The organism is Arthrobacter sp. B0316-1-20, from assembly GCF_059091865.1.
Genome location: NZ_JBNHHC010000003.1, coordinates 53,406 through 68,533, shown reverse-complemented (window position 1 = coordinate 68,533; position 15,128 = coordinate 53,406). Strand labels below are relative to the sequence as shown.

The window sequence follows — 15,128 nt, the reverse complement described above, 5'->3', positions numbered from 1 at the left end:
GGGGGTTCACCGGGACGTCATCCGCAAGGACTAATATTTCTCCGCCACCGCGGCACGCTCGTATTGCGGCGCCCACGCCAGTTCGTGGCCCAGTTCGACGGCGGCGCGCTGCCACCAGTGCGGGTCCCGCAGCGCCGCCCGGGCGAGCAGTACCGCGTCCGCCGAGCCTTCCCTGATGATCGAGTCGGCCTGCGCGGCTGTGGTGATGAGTCCGACGGCGCCGGTCGGGATGCCCGCCTGGCGCCGGATGGCGGCCGCGAAGGGCACCTGGTATCCCGGCCGCAGCGGGATGTTCGCCCCGTGCACCGCGCCGCCGCTAGAGACGTCCACCAGGTCCACGCCGCGGGCGGCGGCCTGTTCCACCACGTCGGCCACGGCCTCCGGTTCCAGCCCGCCGTCCGACCAGTCGGAGGCGGAGACGCGGAGCAGCAGCGGCATGGCGTCCGGGATGACGCCGCGAACCGCCTCCACCACCTCCAGCAGCAGCCGGGCACGCCCGGCCGCGGTACCGCCCCAGCCGTCGGTGCGGGTATTGACCAGCGGCGAGAGGAACTGGTGCAGCAGGTAGCCGTGGGCGCCGTGGATCTCCACGGTGTCGAAGCCGGCCCAGACGGCACGGGCCGCCGCGTCGCGGAAGTCCGCGATGACCCGCCGGATGCCGGCCTCGTCCAGGGCGTCCGGCGCCGCGTAGCGGCCAAAGGCGGCAGCCGTCGGGCCCACGGTCCGCCAGCCCCCCTCGGCGGGCGGCACCGAGCCGGACTTCGGGGCGAAGGGCGCGTAGGTCGACGCCTTGCGCCCGGCGTGGGCCAACTGGATCCCGATCTTGGTGTCCGCCGAGCCATAGCGGTGCACGAACTCCGTGATCCTGCCCCACGCCTGGGCCTGGTCGTCGGTCCAGATGCCGGTGTCCTCGGGACTGATCCGGCCGGCCGCGTCAACCGCTGTCGCCTCGGTGAGGATCAGCGCGGCCCCTCCGGCGGCGAACTGGCCCAGATGCATCAGGTGCCAGTCGTTCGGTGTCCCGGGCGCGTCCTCCCGCCGCACCGAGTACTGGCACATCGGCGCCACCCAGCCGCGGTGCAGGAGCTGCAGACCGCGCAGTTTCAGCGGCTCGAACAGGCCGCCGGCTACAGCCTGCGCCATTTAGAAGAGCGCCCTGGCCAGAGCCTGGCGTGCCTTGGACACCCGCGGGTCGGTGCTGCCCACCACGTCGAACAGTTCCACGAGGCGGGCCCGGGCGGCCTCCCGTTCATCCCCGGCGTGGCGGCTGATGAAACCCACCAAGCGGGCGAAGGCGTCCTCGACATGGCCGCCCGAGACGTCCAGGTCGGCAACGGCCAGCTGGGCCTGCAGGTCGTCGGGCCGGTCGGCCGCAGCGGCCCGCAGCCCGGCCGCATCGGCCCCCTGCAGCCGCTGCAGCAGCTGGACCTGGTACAGGCCGGTGCGCGCCTCGTCGTCCGCCGGCTGCTCGGCCAGCGCCTTCCGGTATGCCGCGGCGGCGCGATCAAAGTCCCCGGCCTCGATGGCCTCGAACGCTTCCTGGTGCAGCGGCGGCAGCGGCTTCTCTTCCTCGGCCGGGGCATCGCCCGCTCCGGGCGCGGTGCCGGTGACGCCGTTGGCCTGTGCCACCTTGAGCAGCTCGTTGACGAACTGCCGCAGCTCGTCGGCCGTCGCCGCCCCCTGGAACAGCGGGATCGGCTGCCCCTTCAGGAGCGCCACGGCGGCCGGCACGCTCTGCAGCTGGAAGGCCTGGGCGATGCCGGGACTGGCATCGACGTCGACCCGGGCCAGCACAAAGCGGCCGGCGAACTCGTTCGCCACCTCCGCCATGGCGGAGGCCAGCTGCTGCGCCAGGTCGCTCCATGACGCGGTCAGTTCCACGATCACGGGGACCTGTGCGGACAGCTGGACGAGCGGCTGGAAGCTCTGCTCGTTGACCTCGACGATGTAGCCCGGAGCTTCGCCTTCACCCGCTGCCGGCGCGCCGGCGGCCGGCGCGCCGGCGGCCGGCGTGCCTCCCGCCGGCGGCTGCGGCTTTTTCAGCGCGGACAGGTCGACGGCGCCGCGGAGGCTGACGGAAGACGGCGCGGGGCCCTGTCCTGGAGTTGGAGTGGTCATGACATCACACTAATACGTCTCGGTCGGCGCCCGGAATTTTGCCCGACCGGGCCGGCGTCGCGGCCCGGCCGGCCGGGGCTACTTCAGTTCGGCGTCCACCAGGCCCTGGGCGACGCCCACCAGGGTGAGCCGGTCGTCGGAACCGGCCGGCGGCACGTACAGGAAGACGGACTCGCCGTAGGTCACGTCCACGCCTTCGGTGGTGGAGTCATCCCCTGCCAGCGCCGCGAACTCGGGCGAGAGTTCCACGGTGGCGCCGGCCTCGGCCGGCACGCTGCTCATCACCGACTCCATGTGGCCGAACACCACGGCGCCGCCGTCTGCGGTGCGGAGCGCCCGCAGCGAGCCGTCGTCGACGCTGCGGCTGAAGGAGATGTCGGCGTTCTTGTTGGATTTCACCTGGTCTTTTTGGAACGCCTGGATCTGCTCGGAGAAGGTGTTCTTACCGATCGCGTCCTTGTGCTTGCCGTCGTCGAGGTTCTCCGCGACCATTTTCACCGCCGCCTGCGGCGCGTACAGCAGGCCTTCCCCGGCGTCCGGCGCCACGGCCGGCGTCCCGCCGCTCTCGGTGGAGACCTGCGGGAACGTGGTGCCCGGCAGCATCTGGAGCGCGCCCACCATCCGGTAGTTCGAGCGCGGATCCTGCTGCACCAGCACGATCACCTGCGGCACCGGATTGTCCTCGCCCTCCGTGACCGTCACGACCGTCCGCGGCCAGTCGGCACTCGTGCTGACCATCGAGGTCAGGATCGGCCCGGCAGCCACCGGGACGGGAGCCGCAGCCTCGCCGTTTTCGGCCCGAACCTTGTAGTTGGCCTCGCGGACGGTCAGGGCGGCACCGGCGACCCGCGGCTTCAGCTTGCCGGAATCCCGCGCCGAGTCTGCGTCGGAGACCGCCTTCGCCACCGAGTCCATGATCCGGGTCAGTTGGCCCTCCAGCACCACCGGGTGGCCGGCGGCTTCCCCTGCGCCCTGGGACGGGGCGGCCGGAGAGGCGGCGTGGGCGGGAAGCACGGCGCCGGAGGCCAGCACCACGGCCGCTCCCGCAGCGGCGGCGGCGCGCAGGCCCAGCTTCGGGCGTTCCATCAGGGAACGGCGGCCCGGTGACCGCTCGCCCTGTTCGGGCTTTTCCAGGCCCGCGTCTCCGGGCCCGGCCTGGCCGGGACGGCCGGCCGGAACACTGCCGCCCCGCTGAGCCAGCGGTGCCGTTTCCGGGCCGCCTGCGTTCGGCCGGCCGCCGCCGCCCCGGGGATCGGAGTCGCCGCCGGGGACCGGCCGGTTCGGGCGGCGGGACACCACGGCCATCGCCACGCCGAGCACCAGCAGCAGGGCTCCGATGATCATCAGGGCCAGCGACCACGGCACCGAGGTGTCGTTCGGCCAGGTGACGGTCACCGTCGTCGGCGCCGGCTCGGTGCCGTCCGCGGCCAGCAGGATGGACCACTCGCCGTCGGCCGGAGCCAGCCACCGGTGCTCAAGGCTGCCCTCGGCCTGCTGCTGGCTCACCCACAGGTCGGAGCCCGCAGGGTTCGGCACCTTGGCCTCGCCCTCGGTCACGGTCCCCTGCAGTTGCCCGTCCTCGATGCCGGTCAGGGAGGTGTGCGCCGCCTCTCCGACCCAGGCCTCGACGTCGCCCGCTCGGCCGATGGCCAGCAGGAACTCGCCGTCGGCCTCCACCGAAACGTCCACTTCTTCTTCGTGGACACCGAAGACTTCCGGTTCGATGACGGTCACGGGTGCGGTTGCATCGGCTGCCGTGTAGGTGGCCGAGGCACGCTCGGGCGGCGCCCACACGGTCCGCTGGGCGATGCCCAGCGCGATGGCCAGCAGGCCGATCACCATCAGGGCCACTGAAATCTTAAAACGCACAAAAATACCAATCGTCGATCGCTGCAGGAGGGAAGGGCCGCAGGGACGCCCAAGCCTCCAGGGCCGGCCGGGGTGCCCGCCATCGGTCATGCTTTATAACCCTATGGTAACGAACCCTCTCGGCCGTCCGTGCGCGGCCGGACCGCGTGGTCCGCCTTTTGCCCTTTTTGCCGTCGGCATCCGCTGCCACACCATACCGGACTGGTAGTCTTTCGCTCAGAATTGCCCCTATCCTGCGCCGTTGTTGCTTAGCGCGTGACAAGTGCGCCCGCCCGCTGCTTCAGCGGCTGCAGGCGGAAGAGAGGATGCTGCGTGAGCGAACCCCGGGATGCTCCCACGCCCGCCGCCGGCAACGGATCGCCGGCCGAGGGCCAGCCCGCCGACCTCGCGGCACCGGCCCCGGATCCCGCCGCGCCGGCCACGGATCCCGCCGCGACGGCCGGCTCTCCGGCCTCGCCGCCGGTCATGGCGGCTCGCCGGCACGCCGTGCTCGGCGCCCTCGGGCGCCTCGGCGCCTCGATGCCCCGCGCCCGGCCGCGCGTCCGCTTCCAGATGCCGCCCGAGGACGATTCCCCCGCCGCCGCCCGCGACGGCGCCGCAGGCACCGAGTTCTCCCCCGCCCGGCACCCGATCCACTTCGGATTCATGGCCACGGTCGGCGTCGGTTTCGCGCTGCTGCTCTACTTTGTGCTGACCAACGTCGGCGAGCTGCTGGCGTGGATCGCGGCGGCGCTCTTCATTGCCCTGGGGCTCGATCCGATCGTCCGCTGGCTGGAAAGCAAGGGGCTGCCGCGTCCGGCCGGGGTCATCATTGTGGTGCTGATCCTGGCCGGGCTGATCGCGGCGTTCATCTCCACGCTCATCCCGACCATCGTCAACCAGACCACGCAGATCGTGGCCAACGCTCCGCGCTATGTCGAGGACATCCTGAACTCGGCCTTCTTCCAGACGATCGATGCGCAGTTCCAGGTCCGGGAGCGCATCGACATCGAACTGGAGCGGTTCTTTGCCAGTTCCGAGAACGTCACGGGCATCTTCGGCGGCGTTCTCGGCGTCGGCAGTGCCGTGCTCCAGGGTGCGTTCGGGGCGCTGATCGTGCTGGTGCTCACGCTGTACTTCCTGGCGTCGCTCCCGGCGCTGAAGGTGTGGGCCTACCGGCTCGCTCCGCGGTCCAAGCGGCGACAGGTGCAGCGCCTGTCCGAAGAAATCACCGGCAGCGTGGGCAGCTATGTGATCGGCCAGGCCTGCGTGGCCCTGATCAACGCGGCGGTGGCGTTTATCGCCATGACCATTGCGCAGGTGCCGTTCACGGCCTTGCTGACCTTCGTCGTCGGCCTGCTGGCCTTCATCCCGCTGATCGGGGCCGTGATCGCCGGCGGGTTCGTCTCGCTGGTTGCCCTGACCGTGGGCTGGCAGCCGGCGCTGCTGTTCGCCGTCATCTACTTTGCCTACCTGCAGATCGAGGCCTACTTCGTCTCGCCGCGCATCATGCAGCGCGCGGTGGCCGTCCCCGGCGCCGTTGCCGTGATCGCCGTGATTGCCGGCGGTTCGCTGATGGGTGTGCTGGGCGCCCTGATGGCGATTCCGGCCGCGGCATCGGTGATGCTGCTGCTGAAGGACGTCTTCATCGTCCGGCAGGACCGGAACTGAGGCCGGGTCAGCGGTAGCGGAAACTGCGGGTCTGCCAGCAGCGCGGATGCCAGTGCCGCCGCTCGGCTAGCGCCGTCTCGCCGCCGAACAGCGAGTCGGCCTGCCAGGCGACGAGGTGCTCGATCCCCGGGCCGATCGTCCGGTTGCAGCCCGGGCAGGTGTACTCCTTGGCGGCGTTCGACGGGGTGATGCGCCGCACGTTCCATTCGCCGTCGGGCGCGTTCTGGCGCTCCGGAATGCCGGCGCGGGCGCGGTCCAGGTCCAGCTCGTTGGCCCGCGTCCACTTGCTGCTGCCGGCCCCTGAGCGGCGGCGCGGGCGGTTGGAACGGGGCATGCCACCATTCTGCCCCACCGGCGCGGCCCGGGCCGAACCGCGCCCGCCCGCCGCTGCACCGGACCGACCACGCAGCGGGCACCGGTAAAGTGGCCTACTGTGCGTCTTGTCATTGCCCGTTGCTCCGTCGACTACATCGGCCGCCTCCGCGCCCACCTGCCGCTGGCCACCCGCCTGCTGATGGTGAAGGCGGACGGCTCCGTCCTGATCCATTCCGACGGCGGTTCCTACAAGCCGCTCAACTGGATGAGCCCGCCGGCGAATCTCCGGGTGGCGGAGCCGGAGGCCGATGATGCCTCCTCGGGCGTCCGCGAAGTCTGGCATGTCCAGCATGCCAAGAGCGACGACCGCCTGGTGATCAGCATCCACGAGCACCTGCACGAATACAGCCACGACCTCGGCGTGGACCCTGGGCTGGTCAAGGACGGCGTGGAGGCCGACCTGCAGCGCCTGCTGGCCGAACAGATCCACCGCCTCGGCCCCGGCCACACTTTGGTGCGGCGCGAATACATGACGGCGATCGGGCCGGTGGACATCCTGGCCCGCAACGCCGATGGCGGGACCGTGGCCGTGGAGCTCAAGCGCCGCGGCGACATCGACGGCGTGGAACAGCTGACCCGCTATCTGGAACTGCTCAACCGCGATCCCCTGCTGGCTCCGGTCAAGGGCATTTTCGCGGCCCAGCAGATCAAGCCGCAGGCGCGCGTGCTTGCCGCCGACCGGGGCATCGAATGCCTGACCCTCGATTACGACGAGATGCGCGGCGTGGACGACGCCGACTCCCGCCTGTTCTGACGCTCCGGCGGGCGTGCAACAGCGCCCGCTTTCCTGCCGCCGGTGCCGCGCTCGTCGCCCGCCTGGCGGTCATTAACCCCGCGCCGAACTCTCGCTTAATAAAAGATTGAATTGTTCTTTGTACCGTTGACCGCCCATGGGGCTTGTGTGATGCTTAACTCAGTCTTTGTGTAGGTGTGGTTTTCATGCTCGCAAGACGTGTTGCGAGTGTGAAGCTCCACGGCGTCCGGCCCGCAGGCCGTGTCGTTTGGATCTTCCACGGAGTAACCGGGTTGGTACGAGGTGTGCCGGCTTGTTTTTGTTTCACGATGAGGAGATTTAAATGGCACAGGGGACCGTTAAGTGGTTTAACGCGGAAAAGGGCTTCGGCTTCATCACACCGGATGAGGCCGACGGCGACGTCTTCGTTCACTACTCTGAAATCCAGTCGGGCGGATTCAAGACCCTCGACGAAAACCAGCGCGTGAGCTTCGAAATCGGCCAGGGCGCCAAGGGCCCCCAGGCCACCGGCGTCACTGTCATCTAGCTTCGGCTTGGCAGGGCGGGCCGTCCACGGCACCGCAACGCACACAGAACCCCTCCGATGCCTTCGGAGGGGTTCTGTGTTTTCCGGCGTCGGACGTTGCGGCGTCAGGCGGGAAGCTTCGGCGGTCCCAGCCGGACCACGTCTCCGCCCAGTGCGCGCAGGCGTTCGTCGAACCGCTCGTATCCCCGGTCAATGTGCTCGACGCCGTGGATCTCGGTGGTGCCGTCGGCTACCAGCCCCGCGATCACCAGCGCGGCGCCGGCCCGGATGTCGTTGGCCTCGACCGGTGCGCCGGAGAGTTGCGGCACGCCCTTGATCAGCGCGTGGTGCCCGTCCAGCCGCACCACCGCTCCCAGCCGGGCCAGTTCGGAGGTGAAACCCCAGCGCGCTTCGAAGACGTTTTCCGTCACCATCCCGTGCCCGTCCGCCACGGCATTCAGCGCGACGACGAACGGCTGCAGGTCCGTGGGAAAGCCGGGGTACGGCAGCGTGGAGACGTTGATCGGCCGCGGGCGCTCCGGTCCTTCCACCGTGAATCCGTCGTCCCTGCTGGTGATCCGGCAGCCGGCCTGTTCCAGCTTGTCCAAAACCACGGCCAGGTGGCCGGGATTGGACCTGGCCACGTCCACGGTTCCCCCGGTGACGGCAGCGGCGAAGGCCCAGGTCCCGGCGACGATCCGGTCCGGCACGGTGCTGTGGCGCACGGGCTGCAGGCTCTCCACGCCGGTGATGACCAGCGTGGGCGAGCCGATCCCTTCGATCCGGGCACCCATCGAGACCAGCAGGTTCGCGATGTCGGTGATCTCCGGTTCCCGCGCGGCGTTGTCGATCACCGTCACTCCCCGGGCCAGGGTCGCGGCCATCATCAGGTTTTCGGTGGCGCCGACCGACGGATACGGCAGGCGGTGGCGGGTCCCGTGCAGCCCCTGCGGCGCCTTGGCCACCAGGTAGCCGTGGTCGATGCTGATGTGGGCGCCCATCTGTTCCAGCCCGGCCCGGTGCATGTCCAGGCCGCGGCTGCCGATGGCGTCGCCCCCGGGCAGTGCCACTTCCGCCTGCCGGCAGCGTGCCACGAGCGGGCCGAGCACGGAAATGGAGGCCCGCATGGCGCGGACCAGGTCGTAGTCTGCCTGATGGGCTGGCTCCTCCGGGACGTCGATGTGGACGCTGGCGGCGTCCACGTCGTAGTCCACCGCGCAGCCGAGCCGGCGCAGCAGTTCGGACATGATCCAGACGTCCTGGATGTCCGGCACATTCGTGATCGTGGAACGGCCCTGGGCCAATAGCACCGCGGCCATCAGCTTCAAAACGCTGTTCTTGGCGCCGGGAACCTCCACCCGCCCGTTCAGCGAACTGGGGCCATGCACCACGATCACGTTCTCCATGGAAACCATCCTACGGTTGGGGCGGGACTGTGCCGGTTACGAACGGCTGGGCCGGTTAAAGGCGGACGGCGCGGCTCCTGGAAGAGCCGCGCCGCAGAAAGATCTCAACGCCAGGTGCCGATGCCGATCACCGGCCCGGCTTCCAGCCACGACGAGAGACCCGCATAGACGTCGAAGGTCATGGCCATCGACAGATCCTGTTTTTCGTGCGTGAGCATCACGACGATCGCACCGGGCTGGATCTTGGCCCGCTCGGTTTCGGTCGGCTGCCGCCATCCCTGCAGTTCCAGGGAACTGCGCCGGAACCGGTAGCGCGGTTTGGGACTCAACGACAACAGGCGCAGCCATTCCAGGTGCGTGTCCGTATAACGACAAACCCCCATCTGCCAGCTGCCGGGCAGCATGGCGATGGAGGCGTCGAAGGTGCCCAGGGCGCGCCGCAGCTGGTAGCGGCGCACCCCGAAGGCGACCAGTGCCAACACCAGCAGCAGGAAGACTGCGGCCAGTATGGCGAACGTGACGTCGAGACCGTTCACCGGCGGCTAGCGGGTTCCCGCCGTAGCCTCGTCGCCCACCGTCGCGTTGTCTGCGACGATGACGACCCGGTTGCTGTCGACCGAGAAGAACCCGCCGTCGACATTCACATTGATGCGCTCACCGGAGACCGGCTCGATGACCAGCTCGCCGGCGGCCAGGACCGCCAGCACCGGGCTGTGCCCGGGCAGGATCCCGATCTCGCCGTCGCTGGTCCGCGCCCTGACCATTGTTGCCGGGCCGGACCACACGAAGTGGTCGGCGGCAACAATCTCAACTTCCAGTTCAGCAGAAATATTAGCCACAGGCCTTACTTCCCGGTCTGTTCCTGGATCTTGGCCCACTGGCGCTCCACGTCGTCCAGGCCGCCCACGTTGAAGAAGGCCTGCTCGGCGATGTGGTCGAGCTCGCCGTCGCAGATGGCCCGGAAGCCTTCCACGGTGTCCTTGATGGAGACCGTGGAACCCTCGACACCGGTGAACTGCTTGGCGGTGTAGGTGTTCTGCGACAGGAACTGCTGGATGCGGCGGGCGCGGGCGACGACGATCTTGTCTTCTTCGCCCAGTTCGTCAATGCCGAGGATGGCAATGATGTCCTGCAGTTCCTTGTTCTTCTGCAGGATCTGCTTCACGCGGACCGCGGTGTTGTAGTGGTCCTGCCCGATGTACTGCGGATCCAGGATGCGCGACGTCGAGGTCAGCGGATCCACGGCCGGGTACAGGCCGCGCGAGGCGATTTCACGGGACAGTTCCGTGGTCGCGTCCAGGTGGGCGAAGGTCGTCGCCGGAGCCGGGTCGGTGTAGTCGTCCGCGGGGACGTAGATCGCCTGCATCGAGGTGATCGAGTGGCCCTTGGTGGAGGTGATGCGTTCCTGCAGCACGCCCATCTCGTCGGCCAGGTTCGGCTGGTAGCCCACGGCCGAGGGCATGCGGCCCAGCAGCGTGGAAACCTCGGAACCGGCCTGCGTGAAGCGGAAGATGTTGTCGATGAACAGCAGCACGTCCTGCTTCTGCACATCGCGGAAGTACTCCGCCATGGTCAGGGCGGACAGGGCCACGCGCAGACGCGTTCCCGGCGGCTCATCCATCTGGCCGAACACCAGCGCGGTGTCCTTGAGCACGCCGGCTTCTTCCATTTCCACCCAGAGGTCGTTGCCCTCGCGGGTACGCTCGCCAACGCCGGCGAACACCGACGTGCCGCCGAAGTTGCGGGCCACACGGGTGATCATTTCCTGGATCAGCACGGTCTTGCCCACGCCGGCGCCGCCGAAGAGCCCAATCTTGCCGCCCTTGATGTACGGGGTCAGCAGGTCGATCACCTTGATGCCGGTCTCCAGCATCTCGGTGGAGCCTTCCAGCTCGGCGAAGTTCGGTGCCTTGCGGTGGATCGGCCAGCGCTCGGTGATTTCCAGCTGGGACGCTTCGACGTCGAGCGGCTCGCCCAGGACGTTGAAGATGTGGCCCTTGACGCCGTCGCCCACGGGCACGGTGATCGGGGAGCCGGCGTCCTGGACCGTGGTGCCGCGGACCAGGCCGTCGGTGGCCTGCAGCGAGATCGCGCGGACCAGGTTGTCGCCCAGGTGCTGCGAGGTCTCGAAGGTAATGGTGCGGGTCTCGCCGTTGAGGGTCACCTCAGCGGTGAGGGCGTTGTACATTGCGGGGATTGCGTCCGCCGGAAATTCGACGTCGACAACCGGGCCGATGACACGGGCGATACGGCCGGTAGCGCCCGTAGCGACGGAACCGGTTCCGTGCTCGATGGTTTGGGCAGTCATCTTTCTCACTTCTCAGTTTCGATGGCGTGGTTATGTGTGCTGTTGCTGCAGGGACTTATCAGGACGCCGCCAGGGCGTCCGCGCCACCGACAATCTCGGTGAGTTCCTGCGTAATCTCTGCCTGGCGCGCGTTGTTGCGCAGACGGGTGTACTTCTCGATCAGGTCCGTGGCGTTGTCGCTGGCCGACTTCATCGCGCGCTGGCGTGCAGCGAGCTCGCTGGCAGCGGCCTGGAGCAGGGCTGCGAAGATGCGCGACTCGATGTAGCGCGGCAGCAGTGCGTCCAAAACCTGCTCGGGCTCCGGCTCGTACTCGTACAGCGGCAGCAGATCGGTCTCTGCGGTGGCCTCTTCTTCCACAACCTCCAGCGGCAGCAGTCGGATGACCGCGGGCTCCTGGGTAACCATGGACTTGAAGCGGGTGTAGACAATGTGGAGCTCGTCTACGCCACCGTCCTCATACGGCGTGTTGAAGTCGGAGAGCAGTGCCTCGCCGATCTCGCGGGCGGTCGCGAACTCAGGAGCGTCCGTTCCGCCCGTCCAGACCTGCTGGTACTGAATGTTCCGGAAGTCGAAGTAGGCCTGCGCCTTGCGGCCGACCAGGTAGTGGCGGACTTCCTTGCCTTCTCCATGAAGCAGCTCGGTCAGGGACTGGGCCTGCTTCAGCACCGACGCGGAGTACGATCCCGCCAGACCGCGGTCGGAGGTCAGCACGAGCACGGCGGCCCTGCGGATCTGCTCCGGCTCGGTGGTCAGCGGATGGTCGATCTCGGACTGCGAGGCCACGGCAGAAACGGCACGGGTGATCGCATTGGCGTACGGCAACGAGGCCGCGACGCGGCTGCGGGCCTTGCCAATGCGTGAGGCGGCGATCAGCTCCATCGCCTTGAAGATCTTCCGCAGCGACGAAGTCGATGCGATCTTCTGGCGGTAGACCCGAATCTGGGCTCCCATACTCTTCCTTTCCTCGTCCTCGGCGGCCGGACGGAACCCTCAAGTGGTTCCGCCCGGCCAACGAAGATGAATTAGCGCTTCTGCTTGACGATCTGTTCCTGGGCGACTTCGTCTTCAGCCAGGGGGTCGTACTCTTCGTGGCCGGCGCCGACCAGACGGCTGTCGCCCTCCCCGAAGAAGCCCTGCTTGAAGTCCACGATCTGCGACTTCAACTCGTCCACGGTCGAATCCTCGAGCAGATTCGTCTGGGCGATCGTCGTCAGCACCGAGCTGCGGTGCCGCAGGTGCGAGAGGAACTCGGTCTCGAACCGGGTGACGTCCTCGACCGGAACATCGTCCAGGTAGCCGTTGGTGCCGGCCCAGATGGACACGACCTGGTTTTCCACCGGGTACGGCGTGTACTGGCCCTGCTTCAGCAGTTCCATCAGGCGCGCACCGCGGGTCAGCTGCTGGCGCGACGCCGCATCGAGGTCCGAGGCGAACATGGCGAACGCCTGCATGTCGCGGTACTGGGCCAGGTCCAGCTTTAGCGTGCCGGAAACCTTCTTCATGGCCTTGACCTGTGCCGCACCGCCCACGCGGGAGACGGACACGCCGACGTCCACGGCGGGACGCTGGTTGGCGTTGAACAGGTCGGACTGCAGGAAGATCTGGCCGTCCGTGATGGAGATGACGTTGGTCGGGATGTAGGCCGAGACGTCGTTCGCCTTGGTCTCGATGATCGGCAGGCCGGTCATCGAACCCGCGCCCAGCTCGTCGGAGAGCTTGGCACAACGCTCCAGCAGGCGGGAGTGCAGGTAGAACACGTCGCCCGGGTAGGCTTCGCGTCCCGGCGGGCGGCGCAGCAGCAGCGACACGGCGCGGTAGGCTTCGGCCTGCTTGGAGAGATCATCAAAGATGATCAGGACGTGCTTGCCGGAGTACATCCAGTGCTGGCCGATGGCCGAACCGGCGTACGGCGCCAGGTACTTAAAGCCGGCGGGATCGGAGGCCGGAGACGCCACGATGGTGGTGTACTCCAGCGCACCCTTGTCCTCCAGGGTCTGGCGGACGGCGGCGATGGTCGATGCCTTCTGGCCGATCGCCACGTAGATGCAGCGGACCTGCCGGTTGACGTCACCGGACTCCCAGTTGGCCTTCTGGTTCAAGATGGCGTCGACGGCGATGGCGGTCTTGCCGGTCTGGCGGTCGCCAATGATCAGCTGGCGCTGTCCGCGTCCGATCGGGATCATCGCGTCGATGGCCTTCATGCCGGTCTGCAGCGGCTCGTGCACGGACTTGCGCTGGGTAACGCCGGGAGCCTGCAGCTCCAGTGCGCGGCGCTCGTGCGATTCGATCGGGCCCTTGTCGTCGATGGGCAGGCCCAGCGGGTCCACGACACGGCCGAGGAAGGCGTCGCCGACCGGTACGGACAGGATCTCACCGGTGCGGTGAACTTCCATGCCCTCTTCGATGCCGGTGAATTCACCGAGGATCACGACGCCGATTTCGCGGGTGTCGAGGTTCTGGGCCAGGCCCAGGACGCCGTTCTCGAAACGCAGCAGTTCGTTCGCCATGGCCGAGGGAAGACCCTCGACACGGGCGATGCCATCGCTGGCGGTGGTCACGTGGCCGACTTCGACCCGCTCGGCGCTTCCGGGTTCATAGGACGCCGCGAACTCGTTCAGCGCATTGCGGACGTCGTCGGCGTTGATGGTCAATTCGGCCATCTGCAGTCCCTGCTCTCCTGTGTTTATGATCATCGCGTGGTGCGCGACGACCGGTGTGTTTTTCAGTCTGTGTGAGGCTTCCGGCCCAGTCTCCGCGAGGAGACTAAACCGCGAGACTCCGGCGGAGTTCGGCCAGGCGGGAGATCACGGACGCATCCACGACCTCATCCCCGACCATGACCCGCACGCCGCCAACCAGCCGTGGATCAACGTTGAAGTGGATCCGCAGCTCCCGGCCGTACAACCGGTTGAGCCCGGCCTGCAGGCGGCTCATCTGTTCGCCGGTCAGCGGACGGGTAACGCTGACCTCCGCGATCCAACGCTGCTGGCGCTTGGCCACCAACTGGATGAACCGCTCTACCAGGGCCGTGGGCTTGATGCCGCGCGGGGCGGTTACCGCCTGCCGGATCAGCAGCTGTGCCACGGGGCCCGCGGCCGGCACCAGCTTCAGTGCCAGCGCCGACTTGGCTTCGTCCGAAGCTTGGGGTTCCAGCAGGGCACGCTGCAGGCCGTGGTCCGACCCGACAATGCGGTTGAACGCGAACAGGTCCCTCTCCAGACCTTCGAGTCCGTCAACACCCTGGCCCTCTGCGACTGCGACAGCCGTCGTGGCCGCCAAGGTCTCCAAGGCGTCCCCGATGTCGCGCGCGGAGGCCCAACGCGCGGCAGCCAACGAGGTTGCGATGGCCCGGGCATCCGCCGAGACCTTCCCCTCGAGGAGGCGGCCGAACATGTCGGCCTTCTCGCTGCTGTCGCGCGCCGGATCGGTCAGGGCACGGCGCAGACCGGCATTGCTGTCCAGCAGGCCCAGGATCCCAAAGAGTTCCTCTGCCAGGGACAGCGAAGCGGTGGGAAGCTTAGCCTCCAGTTCCTGCTGTGCCGCTTTCAGTGACTCGCTCGATACACCGGCCATTATTTAGCAGCACCTGCACTCTGAGACTCAAGGTCGGCGAGGAAGCGGTCCACGACGCGGGCAGCGCGCGCGTCGTCGTTCAGCGACTCGCCGACAATCCTGCCGGCCAGTTCGGTGGCCAGGGTGCCGACTTCGCTGCGCAGCGATGTCACGGCTGCCTGACGCTCTGCATCAATCTGGACCTGGGCCTGCTCGCTGATGCGTGCAGCCTCTGCCTGGGCCTTTTCCTTCAGCTCCGCCAGGATCTGGGCGCCTTCGGCGCGGGCGTCCTCGCGGATGCGGTTGGCTTCCGCGCGGGCGTCCATCAACTGCTGCTTGTACTCGTCCAACGCAGCGCTGGCTTCGGCCTGGGCGGCCTCCGCCTTGGCGATCCCGCCCTCGATAGCTTCGGTGCGCTCCGCATACGTCTTCTCGAACGCCGGAACGACGAACTTGGCGACGATGTACATGAGAATCGCGAAGCCGATCAGCGTGACGACGATTTCCCAGATGTTAGGGATCAGAGGGTTAACACCCTCCGCGGCGGCGAGGATCATTGCCTGATTCATATCTCACCCGTCCTATCTATT

15 protein-coding genes are annotated in these 15,128 nt (G+C 68.0%); 3 read left to right on the top strand and 12 right to left on the bottom strand.

Going from position 1 to position 15,128, the window contains the following annotated elements:
• Positions 1-30: 30 nt before the first annotated feature.
• The 3 genes from AC5RW2_RS05560 to AC5RW2_RS05550 all read right to left on the bottom strand — a co-directional run bounded on the left by AC5RW2_RS05560 (position 31) and on the right by AC5RW2_RS05550 (position 3,987).
• The gene (locus AC5RW2_RS05560) at positions 31-1,143 is read right to left on the bottom strand and encodes an NADH:flavin oxidoreductase/NADH oxidase (RefSeq protein ID WP_494012418.1); all 1,113 of its coding nucleotides are present in this window, start codon (positions 1,141-1,143) and stop codon (positions 31-33) included.
• Entirely contained in the window at positions 1,144-2,118 is a 975-nt protein-coding gene (locus AC5RW2_RS05555; protein WP_494073732.1) for a tetratricopeptide repeat protein, read from the bottom strand.
• 78 nt (positions 2,119-2,196) lie between these two features.
• A complete protein-coding gene (locus tag AC5RW2_RS05550) occupies positions 2,197-3,987 on the bottom strand; it encodes a DUF8094 domain-containing protein (RefSeq protein WP_494073731.1) in 1,791 nt (596 codons plus the stop codon).
• Between the two features lie 312 nt (positions 3,988-4,299).
• On the opposite strand from AC5RW2_RS05550, the gene AC5RW2_RS05545 reads away from it, so the two are divergent.
• Entirely contained in the window at positions 4,300-5,637 is a 1,338-nt protein-coding gene (locus AC5RW2_RS05545; RefSeq protein WP_494073730.1) for an AI-2E family transporter, read from the top strand.
• Positions 5,638-5,644: 7 nt separating this feature from the next.
• On the opposite strand, the gene AC5RW2_RS05540 is transcribed toward AC5RW2_RS05545, so the two are convergent.
• Positions 5,645-5,971 carry an Rv1322 family protein gene (locus AC5RW2_RS05540; protein WP_494000114.1) on the bottom strand — a complete coding sequence of 109 codons (327 nt, stop codon included), beginning with the start codon at positions 5,969-5,971 and terminating at the stop codon, positions 5,645-5,647.
• Positions 5,972-6,070: 99 nt separating this feature from the next.
• On the opposite strand from AC5RW2_RS05540, the gene nucS reads away from it, so the two are divergent.
• Positions 6,071-6,766 carry an endonuclease NucS gene (nucS, locus tag AC5RW2_RS05535; RefSeq protein WP_494000115.1) on the top strand — a complete coding sequence of 232 codons (696 nt, stop codon included), beginning with the start codon at positions 6,071-6,073 and terminating at the stop codon, positions 6,764-6,766.
• A gap of 322 nt (positions 6,767-7,088) precedes the next feature.
• Entirely contained in the window at positions 7,089-7,292 is a 204-nt protein-coding gene (locus AC5RW2_RS05530) for a cold-shock protein (protein WP_136787594.1), read from the top strand.
• Between the two features lie 104 nt (positions 7,293-7,396).
• On the opposite strand, the gene murA is transcribed toward AC5RW2_RS05530, so the two are convergent.
• The 8 genes from murA to AC5RW2_RS05490 all read right to left on the bottom strand — a co-directional run bounded on the left by murA (position 7,397) and on the right by AC5RW2_RS05490 (position 15,107).
• Positions 7,397-8,677: a UDP-N-acetylglucosamine 1-carboxyvinyltransferase gene (gene murA, locus AC5RW2_RS05525; RefSeq protein WP_494073729.1), complete on the bottom strand. Its 1,281-nt coding sequence runs from the start codon at positions 8,675-8,677 to the stop codon at positions 7,397-7,399.
• A gap of 104 nt (positions 8,678-8,781) precedes the next feature.
• Positions 8,782-9,213, bottom strand: coding sequence for a DUF2550 domain-containing protein (locus tag AC5RW2_RS05520; protein WP_493989254.1), 432 nt, complete (start codon positions 9,211-9,213; stop codon positions 8,782-8,784).
• Between the two features lie 6 nt (positions 9,214-9,219).
• Entirely contained in the window at positions 9,220-9,516 is a 297-nt protein-coding gene (locus AC5RW2_RS05515; protein WP_494000118.1) for a F0F1 ATP synthase subunit epsilon, read from the bottom strand.
• 5 nt (positions 9,517-9,521) lie between these two features.
• On the bottom strand, positions 9,522-10,985 hold the full coding sequence (gene atpD / locus AC5RW2_RS05510; RefSeq protein ID WP_494012423.1) for a F0F1 ATP synthase subunit beta: 1,464 nt from the start codon (positions 10,983-10,985) through the stop codon (positions 9,522-9,524).
• A gap of 58 nt (positions 10,986-11,043) precedes the next feature.
• On the bottom strand, positions 11,044-11,937 hold the full coding sequence (locus AC5RW2_RS05505; protein ID WP_493979721.1) for a F0F1 ATP synthase subunit gamma: 894 nt from the start codon (positions 11,935-11,937) through the stop codon (positions 11,044-11,046).
• 71 nt (positions 11,938-12,008) lie between these two features.
• Positions 12,009-13,646 carry a F0F1 ATP synthase subunit alpha gene (atpA, locus tag AC5RW2_RS05500; RefSeq protein WP_494000121.1) on the bottom strand — a complete coding sequence of 546 codons (1,638 nt, stop codon included), beginning with the start codon at positions 13,644-13,646 and terminating at the stop codon, positions 12,009-12,011.
• 103 nt (positions 13,647-13,749) lie between these two features.
• Positions 13,750-14,559, bottom strand: a complete 810-nt coding sequence (locus AC5RW2_RS05495; RefSeq protein WP_494000122.1) for a F0F1 ATP synthase subunit delta — start codon at positions 14,557-14,559, stop codon at positions 13,750-13,752.
• A complete protein-coding gene (locus tag AC5RW2_RS05490; RefSeq protein WP_494000123.1) occupies positions 14,559-15,107 on the bottom strand; it encodes a F0F1 ATP synthase subunit B in 549 nt (182 codons plus the stop codon). Before AC5RW2_RS05490 ends, AC5RW2_RS05495 begins: the two co-directional genes overlap by 1 nt.
• Positions 15,108-15,128 lie beyond the last annotated feature (21 nt).

Excerpts from the sequence above, each read along its gene's own strand:
- AC5RW2_RS05555 (WP_494073732.1), bottom strand. The coding sequence starts at position 2,118 with ATGACCACTCCAACTCCAGGACAGGGCCCCGCGCCGTCTTCCGTCAGC.
- atpA (WP_494000121.1), bottom strand. The coding sequence starts at position 13,646 with ATGGCCGAATTGACCATCAACGCCGACGACGTCCGCAATGCGCTGAAC.
- AC5RW2_RS05530 (WP_136787594.1), top strand. The coding sequence starts at position 7,089 with ATGGCACAGGGGACCGTTAAGTGGTTTAACGCGGAAAAGGGCTTCGGC.
- AC5RW2_RS05540 (WP_494000114.1), bottom strand. The coding sequence starts at position 5,971 with ATGCCCCGTTCCAACCGCCCGCGCCGCCGCTCAGGGGCCGGCAGCAGC.
- murA (WP_494073729.1), bottom strand. The coding sequence starts at position 8,677 with ATGGAGAACGTGATCGTGGTGCATGGCCCCAGTTCGCTGAACGGGCGG.
- AC5RW2_RS05560 (WP_494012418.1), bottom strand. The coding sequence starts at position 1,143 with ATGGCGCAGGCTGTAGCCGGCGGCCTGTTCGAGCCGCTGAAACTGCGC.
- atpD (WP_494012423.1), bottom strand. The coding sequence starts at position 10,985 with ATGACTGCCCAAACCATCGAGCACGGAACCGGTTCCGTCGCTACGGGC.
- AC5RW2_RS05495 (WP_494000122.1), bottom strand. The coding sequence starts at position 14,559 with ATGGCCGGTGTATCGAGCGAGTCACTGAAAGCGGCACAGCAGGAACTG.
- AC5RW2_RS05490 (WP_494000123.1), bottom strand. The coding sequence starts at position 15,107 with ATGAATCAGGCAATGATCCTCGCCGCCGCGGAGGGTGTTAACCCTCTG.
- AC5RW2_RS05505 (WP_493979721.1), bottom strand. The coding sequence starts at position 11,937 with ATGGGAGCCCAGATTCGGGTCTACCGCCAGAAGATCGCATCGACTTCG.